Source organism: Vreelandella titanicae BH1, assembly GCF_000336575.1.
Classification (GTDB): domain Bacteria; phylum Pseudomonadota; class Gammaproteobacteria; order Pseudomonadales; family Halomonadaceae; genus Vreelandella; species Vreelandella titanicae.
Map to the genome: position 1 here is coordinate 82783 of NZ_AOPO01000003.1, position 17082 is coordinate 99864.

11 protein-coding genes are annotated in these 17082 nt (G+C 57.1%); 10 read left to right on the top strand and 1 reads right to left on the bottom strand.

What is annotated here, in order from left to right:
* The first annotated feature begins 1 nt into the window (after nucleotide 1).
* Nucleotides 2-514: a DUF1850 domain-containing protein gene (locus HALTITAN_RS07775; protein WP_009286764.1), complete on the top strand. Its 513-nt coding sequence runs from the start codon at nucleotides 2-4 to the stop codon at nucleotides 512-514.
* 32 nt (nucleotides 515-546) lie between these two features.
* Nucleotides 547-2565 carry a TRAP transporter permease gene (locus HALTITAN_RS07780; RefSeq protein WP_009286765.1) on the top strand — a complete coding sequence of 673 codons (2019 nt, stop codon included), beginning with the start codon at nucleotides 547-549 and terminating at the stop codon, nucleotides 2563-2565.
* A 118-nt stretch (nucleotides 2566-2683) separates the two neighbouring features.
* On the opposite strand, the gene HALTITAN_RS07785 is transcribed toward HALTITAN_RS07780, so the two are convergent.
* Nucleotides 2684-5209 carry a penicillin-binding protein 1A gene (locus tag HALTITAN_RS07785; RefSeq protein WP_039858713.1) on the bottom strand — a complete coding sequence of 842 codons (2526 nt, stop codon included), beginning with the start codon at nucleotides 5207-5209 and terminating at the stop codon, nucleotides 2684-2686.
* Nucleotides 5210-5411: 202 nt separating this feature from the next.
* On the opposite strand from HALTITAN_RS07785, the gene pilM reads away from it, so the two are divergent.
* The 8 genes from pilM to gltB all read left to right on the top strand — a co-directional run bounded on the left by pilM (nucleotide 5412) and on the right by gltB (nucleotide 17072).
* On the top strand, nucleotides 5412-6473 hold the full coding sequence (gene pilM, locus HALTITAN_RS07790) for a type IV pilus assembly protein PilM (RefSeq protein ID WP_009286767.1): 1062 nt from the start codon (nucleotides 5412-5414) through the stop codon (nucleotides 6471-6473).
* Nucleotides 6474-6511: 38 nt separating this feature from the next.
* A complete protein-coding gene (locus HALTITAN_RS07795; RefSeq protein WP_009286768.1) occupies nucleotides 6512-7084 on the top strand; it encodes a PilN domain-containing protein in 573 nt (190 codons plus the stop codon).
* Nucleotides 7081-7755 carry a type IV pilus inner membrane component PilO gene (locus HALTITAN_RS07800; protein ID WP_009286769.1) on the top strand — a complete coding sequence of 225 codons (675 nt, stop codon included), beginning with the start codon at nucleotides 7081-7083 and terminating at the stop codon, nucleotides 7753-7755. Before HALTITAN_RS07795 ends, HALTITAN_RS07800 begins: the two co-directional genes overlap by 4 nt.
* The gene (locus tag HALTITAN_RS07805) at nucleotides 7752-8318 is read left to right on the top strand and encodes a pilus assembly protein PilP (protein ID WP_009286770.1); all 567 of its coding nucleotides are present in this window, start codon (nucleotides 7752-7754) and stop codon (nucleotides 8316-8318) included. Before HALTITAN_RS07800 ends, HALTITAN_RS07805 begins: the two co-directional genes overlap by 4 nt.
* Nucleotides 8319-8331: 13 nt before the next feature.
* Nucleotides 8332-10392 (top strand): type IV pilus secretin PilQ, encoded by a 2061-nt coding sequence (locus HALTITAN_RS07810; protein WP_009286771.1) that lies wholly within the window; start codon nucleotides 8332-8334, stop codon nucleotides 10390-10392.
* Complete coding sequence (aroK, locus tag HALTITAN_RS07815; protein ID WP_009286772.1) at nucleotides 10392-10970, top strand: shikimate kinase AroK; 579 nt, start codon at nucleotides 10392-10394, stop codon at nucleotides 10968-10970. The genes HALTITAN_RS07810 and aroK overlap by 1 nt, the downstream gene beginning before the upstream one ends.
* A complete protein-coding gene (gene aroB / locus HALTITAN_RS07820) occupies nucleotides 10967-12085 on the top strand; it encodes a 3-dehydroquinate synthase (protein ID WP_009286773.1) in 1119 nt (372 codons plus the stop codon). The genes aroK and aroB overlap by 4 nt, the downstream gene beginning before the upstream one ends.
* A gap of 544 nt (nucleotides 12086-12629) precedes the next feature.
* Nucleotides 12630-17072 carry a glutamate synthase large subunit gene (gene gltB, locus HALTITAN_RS07825; protein ID WP_009286774.1) on the top strand — a complete coding sequence of 1481 codons (4443 nt, stop codon included), beginning with the start codon at nucleotides 12630-12632 and terminating at the stop codon, nucleotides 17070-17072.
* Nucleotides 17073-17082: the final 10 nt, after the last annotated feature.

Consider the following 17082-nt stretch of genomic DNA (forward strand, 5'->3'; position numbering starts at 1 on the left):
CATGCAGTGGCAGCGACGACTGATGGCGCTACTGATTGCATGTTGTCCGTTCGCCGAAGTGGGGGCTTCCCCCGCTTCGGCGTCGGCGTTTATGCGCCTAGCCGTGGTGACCGAACAAGGCGACACGCTAGTGGATGAAGCGGTGCCGGCTGACGGTCGCTGGTGTATTAAGTGGCAGCACTCCGTTGAACATTTCACGGTGCTGGACTGCTATCGTAATGTAGCGGGCGTCATGCAATTAGAGCGTAGCCATCAACCCGATTTCGCCGCAGGGCTTGGGCATATTTTTGGCCGCGGCGAGCAGGTATCAGACGGTGAGGGCGGTTACTGGATTAATGCCATTAACGAGCCTGTAGCCAATAACCGTTATGTGTTGAGGGTAGGTTCACCGGCTGTTAATCATCGTGTGGTGTGGCCTGGCGGTGAGCATGCGCCAGTGAGCCTCAGTGAGCACGCCGCTGGACAACGCGTGACCATTCAGTTGATAGACCCTCACGCATCCCCGCGTGAATAAAAACGACATTAGTTAACGCTTCCGAGGACTTCATGAGCGAATCCAATCAGCCGTCGAGCGTGGTGCCTGGCGGTAATGTGATTCAACCCCGCATGGTGCTGTGGTCGATCACCATTGTGGCGGTGGGTCTTTCCCTGTTTCAGCTCTACTCTGCCGGTATTCAGCCCTTAGGGCTTTTTTATCAGCGCAGTATTCACCTGGCACTGATTATGGTGCTGGCATTTTTAATGTTTCCAGCCTTTGGGCCCACTCGCAAACGTGGTGTATTGGGCTGGGGGCTTGATCTAGTGTTTTTTGCCGGGGCGATTCTCACCGGTGGTTACTTGGTACTCAACCTGGATGAGATTTTTAGCCGTGCGGGTTTTTGGAACAGTACCGATATTCTGGTTGCCTGTATTGCTACGGTGACGGTACTGGAAGCCAGCCGTCGCGCGGTAGGTTTTGGTATGACCGTGATTGGCCTCTTGGCGATTGTGTATGCCTTTGCGGGGCCGCGGGGCGAGCTGCCGTGGCTTGGCGAGTGGATGCCGGGCATTCTTGAGCACCGCGGATACACCATTGATCGAGTTGCCGGTCAACTCTACTTGGGGCAAGAGGGTATTTTCGGCCTGCCGCTAGGCGTTGCGGCGACCTATATCTTTATTTTTGTCCTCTTTGGTGCTTTTTTGGAGTGCACCGGGGCGGGTAAATTCTTTATCGATATGGCCTATGCGGCGACCGGCCGCCAGCGTGGCGGGCCAGCCAAGGCGGCGGTATTGGCGTCGGCGGGCATGGGCTCGATTTCTGGCAGCGCGATTGCCAACGTGGTCACCACCGGTGCTTTTACCATTCCATTGATGAAGCGGCTGGGCTACAAAGCCAAGCAGGCAGGTGGTATCGAAGCGGCAGCCTCGACCGGCGGGCAAATCATGCCGCCGTTAATGGGGGCCGGGGCGTTCCTGATTGCTGAGTACACCAATACGCCGTACCTGGACATCGTCAAGGTCAGTATTCTGCCAGCGATCATGTATTTCGCGACGGTGTACCTGTTTGTGCATATCATCGCTCTCAAGCAGGGCATGCAGGGGCTACCCAAGGATGAACTGCCGCAGATGCGCCAGGTCATGAAGGATGGCTGGCACTTCCTGCTGCCGTTGGCGGTGCTGGTCTGGCTGCTGGCGATGAGTATGTCGCCCATGCGGGTAGGCTACTACGCAGTGATCACCATTTTGGCGGTAGCGGTATTGCGCTATGTGCTGTGGTTCTTCTTTGTGGCGCCCAGGCAGGGCCAGCCAGTGACCGCAACGGCCGTTAAAGACGTGGTACGTACAGGCTTTGCCAAGCTGATCGAGGGCTTGGAACTAGGTGCTCGCAATGCGGTAGCGGTTTCCATGGCCTGTGCAGTCGCCGGGATTATCGTTGGGGTAGTGGGTTTAACCGGCTTGGGACTGAAATTCTCCTCCATGATGCTGGCTTTCTCCGGCGGCAACCTGGTATTGGCGCTGGTGATGGTACTGTTGGCAAGCTTAGTACTGGGGATGGGGCTGCCCGTTACCGCCAGCTATATCGTGCTCATCGTCCTCGTCGGCCCTGCACTGACAGCCGAGTTTGGTGTGCCGCTGCTGGTCGCCCACCTGGTCGTGTTCTGGTACTCCCAGGATTCCAACGTGACGCCTCCCATCGCCTTGGCAGGCTTTGCCGGGGCGGCGATTGCGGGCAGTAAGCCGATGGAAACCAGCTTCCAGGCGTGGAAGTTTGCCAAAGGGCTCTACCTGATCCCACTGTTTATGGTCTTCAACCCTGAGATTATCATTGGTGGCCCGGTGCCGGTGGTCATCTGGAACGGGGTGATTGCCATTCTGGCATTAGGTGCATTTGCCGCGGCGCTAGAAGGCTATCTGTTTACCAAAATGTCGTGGCTACCGCGCATCGCGATTACCGCCGCGATCTTTGGGGTGTTCTATCCCAATCTGATGACCGAAATTGCTGGTGTCGCGGTCATGATCGTCGCCATAGGCGCTAACTGGTTGGCCAGTAAGCGCGAAGCGCCTGCGACACCCGTTAGTGGTTAAACGTTAGGCGACCCTACATACAGACCCAAAGGTAGCCAGTAACAGAAAAGGCCCGGAGAGATAATCTCCGGGCCTTTTGCTTGGTGTGCTACAGGATTGACTGGTTTAGAAGATCGAGTTAGAAGATCGACTCAGCGGTGCCTGAACCCTCAGAACCACTGGCTTCTTCCAGCTCGCGGCTAATGCGGCGCTGCTGGTAATCCGGCAAGTGATCCTGGTGGAACAGCTCGGTAATCCCGCCAGACTGGCCATCTGCTAAGCGTTGGCCGGAGTCAGGGTCAACGCGAGCGGTGACCACCGTTGCTGGACGTTCAGGCACGGCGTTCGGCGTACCTTCCAGGGCATCCCCCATAAATTCTACCCAGATAGGAAGCGCGGCCTGAGCCCCATATTCAGAAATGGTCTCGTTGCTGTCCTTACCGACCCAAACCGTAGTCACCAAGTTGCTGTTGAAGCCCGCAAACCAGGCGTCACGCTGGCTGTTGGTGGTACCAGTTTTACCGACGATATCCTCACGGTTAAGGCTCAGTGCGCCGCGGCCAGTGCCCGAGGTGATAACGTCACGTAGCATATCGCGTAGAATGTAGACAGCGGCTGGGTCGGCTACCCGTTTGGCGATCGGGTATTCGCGGCCATCAATTTCCACCGTCTCCTGGTCTTCGGCACAGCTGGGGCAGGCAACCTGCGGCGTGGCTTCATCAATCAGCTCATTGTCGTCGTCACGGGTAACCCGCTCAATAAACCAGGGCGACACCTGGAAACCACCGTTGGCGAGCACCGCGTAAGCGTTGGTCATTTCCATCGGCGTTAAGCTCGCGCTGCCTAGCGCTAATGATAAGCCACGAGGGAGCTGGGCGGGAGAGAAGCCGAAGCCCTCCAAAAAGTTAATCGTGTAATCCAGCCCCATGGTTTGTAGAACGCGAATAGTGACCAGGTTGCGCGAACGGGCAAGGGCTGGACGTAAGCGCATAGGGCCTTGGAAGTCACGGCTGGAGTTGACCGGCCGCCACAATGAGTTACTGCCATCGTCGAGCACCACGGGCGAATCATTAACGACGCTGGCGGCGTTCATCTCTCCATCCTCAAGGGCCGCTAAGTAAATAAACGGCTTGAAGATAGAGCCTGATTGGCGTCGTGCCTGTACAGCACGATTGAACTTGCTGGCGTTAAAGTCGAAACCGCCCTGGAGTGCCAGGATAGCACCCGTTTGAGGGTCTTGAGCGACCAGCGAGCCTTCGGTATCCGGCTGTTGAGAGAGGCGTAGCGAACCGTCTTCATTCTCAATGACGCGCACCATATCACCCCGTACGGCAATCTCCTCAGCCGAGCTGGGTGCAGCTCCGCGGCTCCGCGGGCTCAGGTAAGGGCGTGCCCAGTTCAAACCTTCCCAGCCGATCGTCTGTAGACCATCGTTGCGAGTTAGCACCTGCATTTCGCGGCCGCTACTTTCTACCACGATGGCGGGCTGAAGCAGGCCATAATTGGGCGTGCGCTCAAGTACCTGAACCCAGTTGCTGACGTCGCCCTCGATCCCTTCGACTTCCGTTTGGCTGCGCTGGGCGGCTTGGCGTGCGGTTTGGCGAATTTCGGGAGACTCAGAAAGCTCCTCCTCCAGGCCTTGGGTCGCGGTTTGCTCCTGGGCCTCGACAAGGCTTGCCGCGATCTCACGCTGCTCCGGCCCGCGCCAGCCATGGCGAAGGTCATAGGCCGTCAGGCCGTTGGCCAGCGCTTGGCGGGCAAAGGGCTGCAGCTCGCTATCAATCGTAGTGTAAATACGATAGCCACCGGTGTAAGCGTCATCGCCAAAGCGTTCCACGGCATACTGACGTGCCATTTCGGAGACATAGGCGGCATCGACTTCAGCTTGGGTATAGTGGCGGCGGGCCGTTACAGGATCCTGAACCGCTGTCTGATAGGTGGCATCATCGATGTAGCCGAGTTCGCGCATACGGAACAGAATCCAGTTGCGACGAATCAGCGAACGCTCGGAGTTAGCCAGCGGGTTAAAGGCAGAAGGTGCCTTGGGCAACCCCGCAATCATGGCCGTTTGCGCTAGGCTAAGCTCGGCGAGGGGCTTGTCGTAATAGGTTTCGGCGGCGGCAGCGATACCGTAGGCGCGATTGCCCAGGAAAATCTTGTTCACGTAAAGTTCGAAGATTTCCTCTTTATCGAGTATCTGCTCCATTTGTAGTGCCAGCAGGATTTCACGAATTTTACGCGTAAACGTCTGATCGAGTGTCAGCATATAGTTACGCGCGACCTGCATGGTGATCGTCGAGCCGCCCGATTGGATATCGCCACTCATCGCAAGTTGAACCACCGCCCGCGCCAGGCCCCGCGGGTCGACACCGGCGTGGTCAAAATAGCTGGCATCTTCGGCGGCGATCAAGGCATTGATCATATCCTGCGGAATTTCATCAAAATTGATCGCCATGCGGCGCTCTTCGCCGAACTCGCCAATCAATTTACCGTCTTGGGTGAAAATACGTAGCGGTGTGTGCAGTTCGAAGTCCTGCAGTTGGCGGACGTCGGGCAGCCCTGGGGCAAAGTAAATGGCGGCCCCCACCACGGCTAAGGCGGTGGCGCCCACCAACGAGACAATGAGAAAAAACAGCGACACAATAAGGGTTCGAAGAAACGTCATGTACGAAGAGCACCCTGGGAAGAATGAAAAGATCGGCATCTAAACGGCCGTATCATGCAATTGGCAGCCATTATAGGAACCTGAAGCGGCGGCCACCAGTGTTGATATGCGCTAAGTGGGTTCGCGTGTGACGGAACTAAAAATCATGTAACCTCAAATCACATGTGAAAACGGGCGACAAGCAGGTGGAGCCAGACCCAATATGCGCTTTCTAAAACCTGGTAAAGGGTTGATTGGCGTCGATATTACCTCGGCGACCGTCAAACTGCTTGAGCTAAAACAATGCCATGATAATTACCAGGTAGAAAGCTATGCCGTGCGGCCACTTCGCGAAGGGGCGGTTGTGGAGCGTCGAATTCGCGATATCGATGGCGTTGCCAGTGTGCTTAGTCGTGCAGTGGAACACGCTAAACCCTCTACCCGTAAAGCTGCAGTGGCTGTTCCCGCTAGCGCCGCGATTACCAAAACGCTGAGCTTCCCTATCGGGCTAAGCGATGAGGAGATCGAAGAGCGCATCGTGGCCGAATCCGACCGCCATATTCCATTTCCGTTCAATGAAGTGGCATTTGATTTTGAGTGCCTTGGCCCTGCGCCCTTTGACGATGAGCACCAGCAGGTAGTGTTGGTCGCCTGTCGGCAGCAGGATGTGACGCAGCTCACCGACACGCTAGAACAGGCAGGTTTAGAGCCCGCGGCAGTGGACGTGGAAACCTTCGCCATGGAGCGTTCACTTGCCGAGCTGCGGCGCCAGCTTAAGGTGGAGAATGACCCTACCGCCTGCGTTGGTCTGGTGGACATTGGTGCCAATATGAATGCTTTCCACGTCGTCCGCGGCGGGCATATCGTTTATACCCGCGATACGCTGTTTGGCGGCCGTCAGCTCACCGATGCGATTCGCGACCGCTACGATTTAAGCATGGAGGAAGCGGGTTTCGCCAAAGAGCGCGGCGGGCTACCCGATGATTACCATGAGCGTGTTCTCAACCCCTTTTTGGAAACCGTGGTGCAGCAGGTGGGGCGTTCCCTGCAGCTCTATTACACCGCCGGGCGTCAGCAAGAAGTGCAACACATCGTATTAGCGGGCGGTTCGAGTGTGATTCCAGGGCTTGCCGAGCGCATTGCTGAAGATAGCGGTATGTCGGTGACCATTGCCAACCCCTTCCAGAGCATGCGGATGAACAAGCGCTTGAACCTTCAGGCGTTGACTAGCGATGCCCCAGCGATGCTTACCGCGGGTGGCTTGGCCATGAGGGTAAGTCAATGAGACATGGTCAATGAGACATGGTCAATAAGAGTTAACCAATGAGCATGACAATTAATCTCCTGCCCTGGCGGGAAGCGCAGCGTGAACGGCGAACCCGCAAATTCTACGTCGTGGTGGCGGGCATGCTGGTGGTGGGTGTTGTACTGGGCCTGCTGGTCGCGCATTTTTACCAGCTCAAGCTAGCGGCCCAGCAGCAACGTAATGCTTACATTAGTAACCACATTGAGCGTCTTAATGCCGATATCGAGAGCGTCTCACGCTACTCCAGCGAAGCCGAGCGTTTAGGCGAGCAGATCGCGGTGTTTCAGGCGCTGCAGACCGAACGAATGGATGCTGTGCAGCTGTTTAATGATGTGGCAGAGAGCGTGGCCAATGGCGTCATTTATCAACGCTTATCGAAGAGCGGTAATAACGTCAGTGTCACTGCGGTGGCAGACAGTGAGCGCCAGGTTTCCGAGCAACTGCGCCGCATTGCCGCTCTACCGGGGTTGGCTGTGCCTTCGCTATTGGCGGTAGAGAGTGAGCAAAACGGCTCAGGCCGGGTATTTCGTTTTGATGTGGAACAGACCACCGCAGCGCTGCCGCAAGGCGTTGAGGAGGCGCTTCCATGACGCTTAACCGCGAGCAATGGGCTATTGAGTGGCAGCGCCTGCGGGATGTCGACTGGCGGGATGTCGACTGGCGGGATCTAGACGTTAAAGAGGCCGGCGGCTGGCCGTGGCTATTAAAAGTGCTGTGCTGCTGCTTGGCGCTGCTGGCAGCATTGAGCGTCATGCTGTGGCTAGTGGTGAGTGAACAGCGCGAGGCCTTGATGGTCGCCCAGCGCCAAGAAGCCAGGCTGCTGAGCGAATACCGCAGCAAAGCCTCGCAAGCGGCCTTCCTGCCGGAAATGCGCGATCAGTTGGCGACCCTGGAAGGGCAGGTGGGGCGCTTGCGTACCATGCTCCCTACCGATGCAGAAATCCCCTCGCTGCTGGATAGCATTAGCGATGCCGCCGCCGATAACCGCCTGACCATTGAAACGATTCGGCTGCGCCCAGCGCAAGCCCAGGCCCATTATGTCGAGCAGCCGCTGGATATACAGGTGCGTGGCGGCTATCACCAGTTAGCGCGCTTTAGTGCCGATATCGCCTCGCTACCCCGCATGGTGACCCAGCACGATTTTAACCTGGAACCCGCCGATGGCCGCGGCGAAGCGCTGCGTCTTTCGCTCTTGGCCCGCACCTACCGCTATGTGGAGGAGAGCGACCAAACCTCCACAGAGGGGGCGCAGGCGCCATGAGAGCTGAACAACTGCTTTTTGTAGCAACAAGAAGGGCAACCTCGGCCGTCACCTTGACGGTCTCCGCGGTGGTGCTCACCGGCTGTGCAGACGCCGACTTGGCTCAGCTTGAAGGCACGCTGGCCGATATTCGTCAGTCCCCTGGCGGGCAACCGCCGGTTATGGCTGTCGCGCTGCCCGAAAACCAAGATTTATCCTACTTGTATAGCGACGGGCGTAGCCCTTTTTTGCCTCCCGACGAGATTGCTCAGGATAGCGCTGATCGAGGCGAAGTTGCGCTCGCTCCCGACCGGCAGCGCGCGCCAGAGCCGCTGGAGCGCTTCTCACTGCAAGAGCTGCGATTGGTCGGTACCATGCGTATGGGAGAGCGACAAGTGGCGTTGATTGCATCGCCGGATGGCAACGTGACCAGCGTCAAAGAGGGTAACTATATGGGCACCGACTATGGGCGTATCGCCCAGATCAACGCCCAAGAAATACGCGTTAACGAACGGGTGTTCACTCAGCCTGAAGGGTGGCAGGAGCGGCAAGTGTCACTAGTCATCAACGAAAACAGCGAGTAAGCGGATACATCTCATGGCAGTTACAGCTTGGCGAATCACTCTCTACATGGCCATGGCCGCACTATGCTTACTGTTGCCCTCATTGGCAGTTGCCTCGGTGCTGACCGGTATTGAGGTTCAACCCGCTAAGAACGGTGGAACCCATCTTGACCTGCGTTTTACCGGTGATATGCCTGAACTACGCAGCTACCGTTTAGATTCTCCTCCCCGAGTGACGCTGGATTTGGCAGCAACCCAAAGTGGTCTCACTGATCGGCGCATCAACGTTAATCGTAATGGTATCGAACAGATTACCGCGCTGGAGGGCAATGGCCGCATGCGTTTGGTGGTCAATCTGAGCGAGTCGCAGGCGTTCACATCACGGGTAATGGATGATCGCCTACGCATTACCTTTGCTTCAGGTGCCAGCCGCTTGCCTAGCCCTTCGCCCAGCATCGCTTCAGCGGGGCTTGAAACCGATGAAGGGCCGCAGGTTGAGAATATTGACTTTCGTCGCGGTGCAGATGGTGCCGGACGGTTGATAGTCACCTTTGATCGCGAAGGCGTCGAGGCGAACGTGCGGGAAGGTGGTCCCGATCAAGTGATGGTGGATCTGCGCGATGTGGCGATTCCAGACTCGCTTAACCAAATCTACGATGTCACCGATTTCGCCACTCCCATAACACGGATTACGCCCCGCACCAGCCAGGACGCCACCCAGTTAGCGATCGCCACGCAGGGTGCTTATGCGATGATCTCCACGCAAAGTGGCCGCACGCTTACTGTGGAAGTCCAGCCCGCCAGTCAGGAGGTGCAACCCGCCCAGGCGGCAGTTGAACGCTTCACTGGCGAACGGTTGAGTCTTAATTTTCAGGATATAGAAGTACGCTCGGTGCTAGTGAAGCTGGCCGAATTCACCGGGCTAAATTTAGTCGCCAGCGATAGCGTATCGGGGCGTGTAACGCTCAATTTAAATGATGTGCCCTGGGATCAGGCGCTCGAACTGATTTTGCAAAGTAAGGGGCTATCGAGTCGTGAACAGGGCAATGTGATCTTGGTCGCGCCCGCGAGTGAACTGGCCGATTTGGAACGCCAGGAACTAGAGGCACGCAATCAGCGCGAAACGCTCTCGCCGTTGGTCACCGAGTTTATCGAGATCAAGTATGCGCGGGCCAAAGATTTAGCTCAGTTGCTACGCGGAGGTGGCGATGACGGCTTTGGTTTGCTCACCGATCGGGGGCGCGTCAGCATTGATAACCGCACCAATACGCTGCTGGTGCAAGATACCGCTGATCAAGTGCGTGATATTGCCCGCACCATTGACCGCCTGGATGTGGCTGTTCGGCAGGTACAGATTGAGGCACGCATTGTCATTGCAAGGGACACTGCTTCCCGTGAATTGGGAGTTAACTGGGGTATGTCGAGTACCCGCGGCTTTCAGGAGGGGGAAGACGGCACCTTCAGCCGACGCGATATCAACCCCGATGGCATCAACCGGTCACAGGGCGGCCTGGCTGTGGATTTAGGTGCTGCCACTGGGCCGGGCACCGGTTTTAGCTTTGGCTACTTATCTGGTGATATCCTGTTGGATTTGGAGCTGCGCGCACTGGAAAGCGAAGGGAAAAGCCAGACTATTTCTCAGCCCAGAATTATTACCGCCAATCAACGTACCGCCAAAATTAGCCAGGGTGAAGAGCGTGCCTTTCAGAGTGTGGATGGCAACGACAACCTGGATACCGAATTCAAAGAAGCCGAGCTTTCATTGGAAGTCACCCCGCAGATTACCCCGGATAACCGCATTATTATGGATCTGGTGATTAAAAATGACAGTTTTCGTGAATCGGAGTTTGGCGGTGAACCGCCGATTGATACCAACCAGATTGAGACCCAAGTGCTGGTAGATAACGGCCAAACGGTGGTGTTAGGCGGAATTTTGACCACCGAAGAGCTGCGCCAAATCGCCAAAACACCGCTTTTGGGTGACATTCCTTTGCTCGGTAGACTGTTTCGCTATACCGAAGAGAGCAATGAAAAGGTAGAGTTGTTAGTCTTTATTACTCCACGACTCCTAGACGATGGCTTAACGGTTCGCTGATGCAGGATTTACCCAATTTATTTCTCATAGGCCCCATGGGGGCTGGCAAAAGCACCATTGGTCGCCTATTGGCGGCCGAGCTTGCGCGCCCGTTTTACGACAGTGACCACGCCATCCAAGACCGCTGCGGGGCAGATATCCCGTGGATTTTTGATGTCGAGGGCGAGCAGGGCTTTCGCCTGCGGGAAATTCATATGATTGATGAGCTAACCCGGCTCTCTCCAGTCGTCGTCGCCACTGGCGGCGGTGCGGTGCTGCGCGAAGAGAATCGCCGCGCACTTCGCGAGCGTGGCACGGTGGTTTATCTGCTGACCACCGTCGACCAGCAGCTCAAACGGACAGCGAAAGATCGCAACCGGCCACTGCTGCAGTGCGCCAACCGCGAGCAGGTGCTCAACGATATGTTTGCCCAGCGCGACCCGCTCTATCGCGCCACCTCGGATATTGCCGTGCGCACCGACCGGCGCAGCCCGCGAGCGGTGGTCAATGAAATCCTGCGCCGGGTGCATCGGCTGGTAGATCCACTCGAGCCCTCATCATCGTCGGCTAAAACGCTTAACCATAAGGTATCGCCATGAACTCGACAGCCAGCGCGCAACGCACCCTTCATGTTGCTTTAGACGAGCGCAGCTATCCGATTCATATTGGCACCGAGCTGATAGGGCGTGCCGATATGCTAACGCCCTATCTGGCCGGCCAGCAGGTGATGGTCGTCACTAACGAGACTATCGCGCCGCTCTACCTGGACAAGCTTTGCGCTAGCCTGCCGGATCATCTGGAAGTGCGCACGGTCATACTCCCCGATGGCGAGCAATACAAAACCATCGAACAGGTCAGCCGTATTTGGGACGCGCTGCTAGAGGCTGGTTTTAACCGCCGTTGCACGCTAATTGCTTTAGGCGGTGGAGTGATCGGCGATATGGTCGGCTACGCCGCCGCTTCCTATCAGCGAGGTGTGGCGTTTATCCAAGTGCCCACCACGCTGCTTTCCCAGGTGGATTCGTCGGTGGGGGGCAAGACCGGCGTTAACCATCCGCTGGGGAAAAACATGATTGGCGCCTTCTGGCAGCCCAAAGCGGTGCTGGTGGATATTGATACGCTCAAGAGTCTGCCCCGTCGCGAACTCTCCGCCGGGCTGGCCGAGGTTATCAAGTACGGCCTGATCCGCGACGAAGCGTTTTTAAGCTGGCTGGAAGCCAACATGCCCGCACTACTTGATGTGGAGCCTGAGGTCGTCGCAGACGCCATTGCACGAAGTTGCCAAATCAAAGCAGACATTGTTGCCGAAGATGAGACGGAACAGGGCGTCCGCGCGCTGCTCAACCTGGGCCACACCTTTGGTCATGCCATTGAGGCGCATCAGGGCTACGGCAACTGGCTACACGGCGAAGCCGTGGGCGCTGGCATGGCCATGGCGGCAACGCTTTCCCGACGCTTGGGCTGGCTCACCGATGCGGCGCTAGCACGCAGCCTGGCGGTGATCGAGAGCGCCGAGCTACCGTTAGCGGCACCGGCGAATATGACCAGCGATGACTTTTTAACCCGCATGCGGCTGGATAAGAAAAATATCGATACGCGGCTGCGATTGGTGCTGCTTAACGCCCTGGGCGATGCTTGTGTTAGCGATGCCACGCCCGTTGATGTCCTTCGCACGCTGCTCGATGATTACCCGCGCTGCCCAGTGGAAAAGTAATTCTTTCACCAGCTAGTCATTTCAAAACTTATTCATTCCAAAAACTGGTCATTTCAAAACCTGGCCAGCTATATCCTATCCGCCCAATGGATCGCTCCTTACGTAGAGTGGTTTTCATTGGGCGGTTTTTTATTCGCTCGGCTACATCGTGAGCCCATTTGTCGAACGCTGTTTTATATAATCCGTATGCCTTATGCGCTATCGGCATGGGTTTTTGGGCGCTGTTTAGACTAAAGTTTAATGGAAAATAAAAAGCGTTAAAATAGCGTTTTACCTTGTTACAAGTGGTTGAAGTATATGTATTTTTTCCTTGAATGAGGATGCAAATACAGGATTTGAAAAGAGTTTCTCTAACGATGTGGGCGCCAAGAGATTGCGCAAAGTGGCTAGCAATCGCTATGCTGACCGGCCATTTTGTTGCGGCAGCGAACTTGGGAAGTACCCCATTCTGGGCAGGTTATAAGCACTATAAAAAAAGCGAAACCGTCCTTTATACCATAAGCACGCTGCTAAAAAAAATACGCTGACTAGTAGAGGCACGCCCATGAATAGAGGTCTTCACCAGCCTGGCGAGTTTCGCGATAACTGTGGTTTTGGCCTGATTGCCCATATGGAAGGCCAGGCTAGCCACGATTTGCTGAAAACTGCCATTGAATCCCTGACCTGCATGACCCACCGGGGTGGTATCGCTGCCGACGGCAAAACCGGCGATGGCTGCGGTCTGCTGTTGAAAATGCCCACCCCGTTTATGCAGGCGCTGGCCAAAGAGGCGTTTGATGCTGAGCTGGGCGAACGCTTTGCCGTGGGTGTGGTGTTTCTACCCAACGATGATGCCCGTGAAGCGCATGCCCGCGATACCCTGACTGGCGAGCTGGAAGCACGTGGGCTGAACGTGGTTGGCTGGCGCGATGTGCCCACTGATTCCAGCGTTTGCGGCCCCATGGCGCTGGACTGCCTGCCACGTATTCGTCAGCTGTTTGTGCAGCCAGGCCAGGGTGAACACTTCGATGTTGACCTGTTTATGGCCCGCCGCCGTGCCGAGCAGGCGCTACGCGGTGAAGAAGACTTCTACGTCGCCTCGCTCTCGTCAGAAGTGGTCTCCTATAAAGGCCTGGTGATGCCGGAAGACCTACCGGCGTTTTATCAGGACTTGAATGACCCGCGCCTGGAAACCGCCATTTGCGTTTTCCACCAGCGCTTCTCGACCAATACCGCGCCGCGCTGGCCGTTGGCACAACCGTTCCGTCTATTGGCCCATAACGGCGAGATCAACACCATTGAGGCCAACCGCGGCTGGGCGAACTCGCGTAAAGCCAACTTCGTTAACGAGCGTCTGCCGGATATCACCGAGCTGGACGAGATCGTTAACACCACCGGCTCCGACTCCTCCAGTATGGACAACATGCTGGAAGTGTTGCTGACCGGCGGTATGGAGCTGCATCGCGCGGTACGCATGATGGTGCCGCCCGCCTGGCAGAACGTAGAGACCATGGACGCCAAGCTGCGCGCCTTCTACGAATATAACTCCATGCACATGGAGCCGTGGGACGGCCCGGCGGGCGTAGTGATGACCGACGGCCGTCAGGCGGTGTGTATGCTCGACCGTAACGGCCTGCGCCCGGCGCGCTGGGTCATTACCAAGAATGGCTACATTACCCTGGCCTCTGAAATCGGCACCTACGGTTATAAGCCGGAAGACGTGGTCGCTAAAGGCCGCGTTGGCCCTGGTCAAATGCTCGCCGTGGATACCGAAACCGGCGAAGTGCTGCACACCACTGATATAGATGAGCGGCTGAAATCTGCCTACCCCTATAAGCGTTGGCTTAAGCAGGAGGCGAACTATTTAGAGTCGGCACTGACCGAGCTTGCGCGTTTCCAAACCATGGATGCCGATTCGCTCAACGTTCAGCAGAAGTTGTTCCAGGTTAGCTTCGAAGAGCGTGACCAGGTGCTGCGCCCGCTGGCAGAGAGTGGCCAGGAAGCCGTTGGCTCCATGGGCGACGATACGCCCATGGCGGTGCTGTCGAGCCGTCCGCGCCTGCTGACTGACTTCTTCCGTCAGAAGTTTGCTCAGGTCACCAACCCGCCCATCGACCCGCTGCGTGAAGCGATCGTGATGTCGCTGGAAACCTGCTGTGGCGCTGAGCTTAACGTCTTTAAAGCGACGCCTGAGCACGCGCATCGCTTGATCTTGACCACACCGGTACTGTCCCCACGCAAGTTTACCGCCCTGGTTAGCCAGGACGATCCAGCGTTTGCCAGCTATACACTGTCGTTGGGTTACGACCCCGAACAGCAGAGCTTGCATCAAGCGCTTAAAGCTTTATGTGAGGAGGCAGAAGCTCAAGTCCGCGCCGGGAAAGTCATTCTGGTACTCACCGATGCGGAGCTGACGAAAGGGCTGATTCCCATTCAGGCCGCCCTGGCCGTGGGTGCCGTGCACTCTCACTTAGGCCGGTTGGCGCTGCGCCCCAACGCCAACATCGTGGTAGAAACCGGCTACGCTCGCGACGCCCACCAAATGGCGGTGCTGTTTGGCGTGGGCGCTACGGCGGTTTATCCGTGGCTCGCTTATCAGGTCATGGCGGATATGCACCGCACGGGCGAGCTGACCGGCAACCCGGCTGACGGTCGTGAGAACTACCGTAAAGGGCTGCAGAAAGGCCTGTTCAAGATCCTGTCTAAAATGGGTATCTCGACGCTGGCTTCCTACCGCGGCTCGATGCTGTTTGAAGCCGTGGGCTTGGCAGATGAAGTAATGGATCTCTGCTTTGTCGGTATGGCGTCGCGCATTCAGGGCGCCGGTTTTGCCGAGCTGCAGATGCAGCAAGCGCTGCTGGCGAAAGATGCCTGGATTCCCCGTAAAGGCATCTCCCAAGGCGGCATGTTCAAGTATGTCCACGGCCACGAGTACCACGCCTACAACCCCGATGTGGTGATGTCGCTACAGGCGGCGGTTCAGGAAGGCAGCTATACCAAGTGGAAAAAGTTTGCTCAATTGGTGAACGAGCGGCCTGTGGCCACTATTCGTGACTTGCTCAAGCTCAAGCCTGCGGAAACACCGATTGCGCTGGAAGACGTAGAGCCGGTTGAAGATTTACTGCCGCGCTTTGATAGCGCCGGTATGTCACTGGGGGCGCTATCGCCGGAAGCCCACGAAGCGCTGGCCCAGGCCATGAACGAAGCCGGCGGGCGTTCCAACTCCGGTGAGGGCGGTGAAGATCCAGCCCGCTACGGCACCATTCGCAGCTCCAAGATCAAGCAGATTGCCTCTGGCCGCTTTGGTGTAACCCCGGCGTATCTGGTCAATGCAGAAGTACTGCAGATCAAGGTCGCCCAAGGCGCCAAGCCCGGTGAGGGCGGTCAGCTACCCGGCGGTAAGGTAAACCAGCTGATTGCTCGGCTGCGCTACGCAGTCCCCGGCGTCACGCTGATTTCACCGCCGCCGCACCACGATATTTACTCTATCGAGGATTTGGCCCAGCTGATTTTTGACCTTAAGCAGGTCAATCCGGATGCCCAGGTGTCGGTGAAACTGGTTTCCGAGCCGGGGATCGGCACGATCGCCACCGGTGTGGCCAAGGCCTACGCGGATTTGATTACCGTATCAGGCTACGACGGCGGTACAGCGGCAAGCCCGCTGACCTCGATCAAGCACGCCGGTTCACCCTGGGAATTGGGGCTGCCGGAAGTGCACCAGGCGCTGCGTATCAATGGCCTGCGTGACAAGATTCGCCTGCAGACCGATGGCGGCCTGAAAACCGGCCTGGATGTGGTCAAAGCGGCGATTCTCGGCGCCGAGAGTTTCGGTTTCGGTACCGCGCCCATGGTGGCGTTAGGCTGTAAATACCTGCGTATCTGTCACCTCAACAACTGTGCCACTGGGGTCGCGACTCAGGATGACTTCCTGCGCGGCGAGCACTTCCGCGGCACCGTGGATATGGTCAAGAACTACTTCCGCTTTATCGCCGAAGAAGTGCGTGAGCTGATGGCTATGCTCGGTGTGTGCAAGCTCACTGATTTGATCGGGCGTACCGACCTTCTGGAAGTACTTGAAGGCGATACGGCTTCCCAGCGTAAGCTCGATCTAACGCCGCTGCTGGCCAATGATTTTGTACCCAAAGATGCGCCGCAGTTCTGCAGGGTTAGCCGTAACGTGCCCCACGATCCGGGCGCTAAAAACCAGGAAGTGCTGGCGGCGCTGAAAGATGCTATCGAAAGCCAGTCGGGCGGTGAATTCCACTTCACCATCACCAACTGTGACCGCAGCGTGGGTGCACTCACCTCTGGTGCCATTGCCAAGCGATACGGTGAAGAGGGGCTAGAAGCGGCGCCGGTCACGGCCAATTTCGTTGGCGTGGCGGGGCAGAGCTTCGGGGTGTGGAATGCTCGGGGGCTGAATCTCTTCCTGGAAGGCGACGCCAACGACTACGTCGGCAAGGGTATGAATGGCGGCAGTATCGTGATTGTGCCGCCCAAAGTCAGCCAGTTTGAGAGTCATAAAACGGCCATTATCGGCAACACCTGCCTTTACGGTGCCACCGGCGGAACGCTATTCGCCGCCGGTACCGCGGGCGAGCGCTTTGCAGTACGTAACTCTGGTGCCTCAGCGGTGATCGAGGGCGCAGGCGACCACTGTTGCGAATATATGACCGGCGGTTTGGTCTGCGTGCTCGGTGAGACCGGGGTCAACTTCGGTGCGGGCATGACCGGTGGGTTTGCCTATGTGTTGGATGAAGAGCGCACCTTCGTGGACAAGTACAACCACGAACTGGTCGAGATTCACCGCGTTAACACAGAGGCCATGGAGGCGTATCGTCGTCACCTGCGTGAAATGATCGAAGCCTATGTGGCCGCGACGGGTTCCGCGCGTGGGGCGGCTATTCTGGAAGACTTCAGCGACTATGCGCGCCACTTCTGGCTGGTTAAGCCAAAAGCAGCCAGCTTGGGTAGTTTGCTGGATCAGTCTCGGCGTCAGCCGCAATAACCCGCTTATG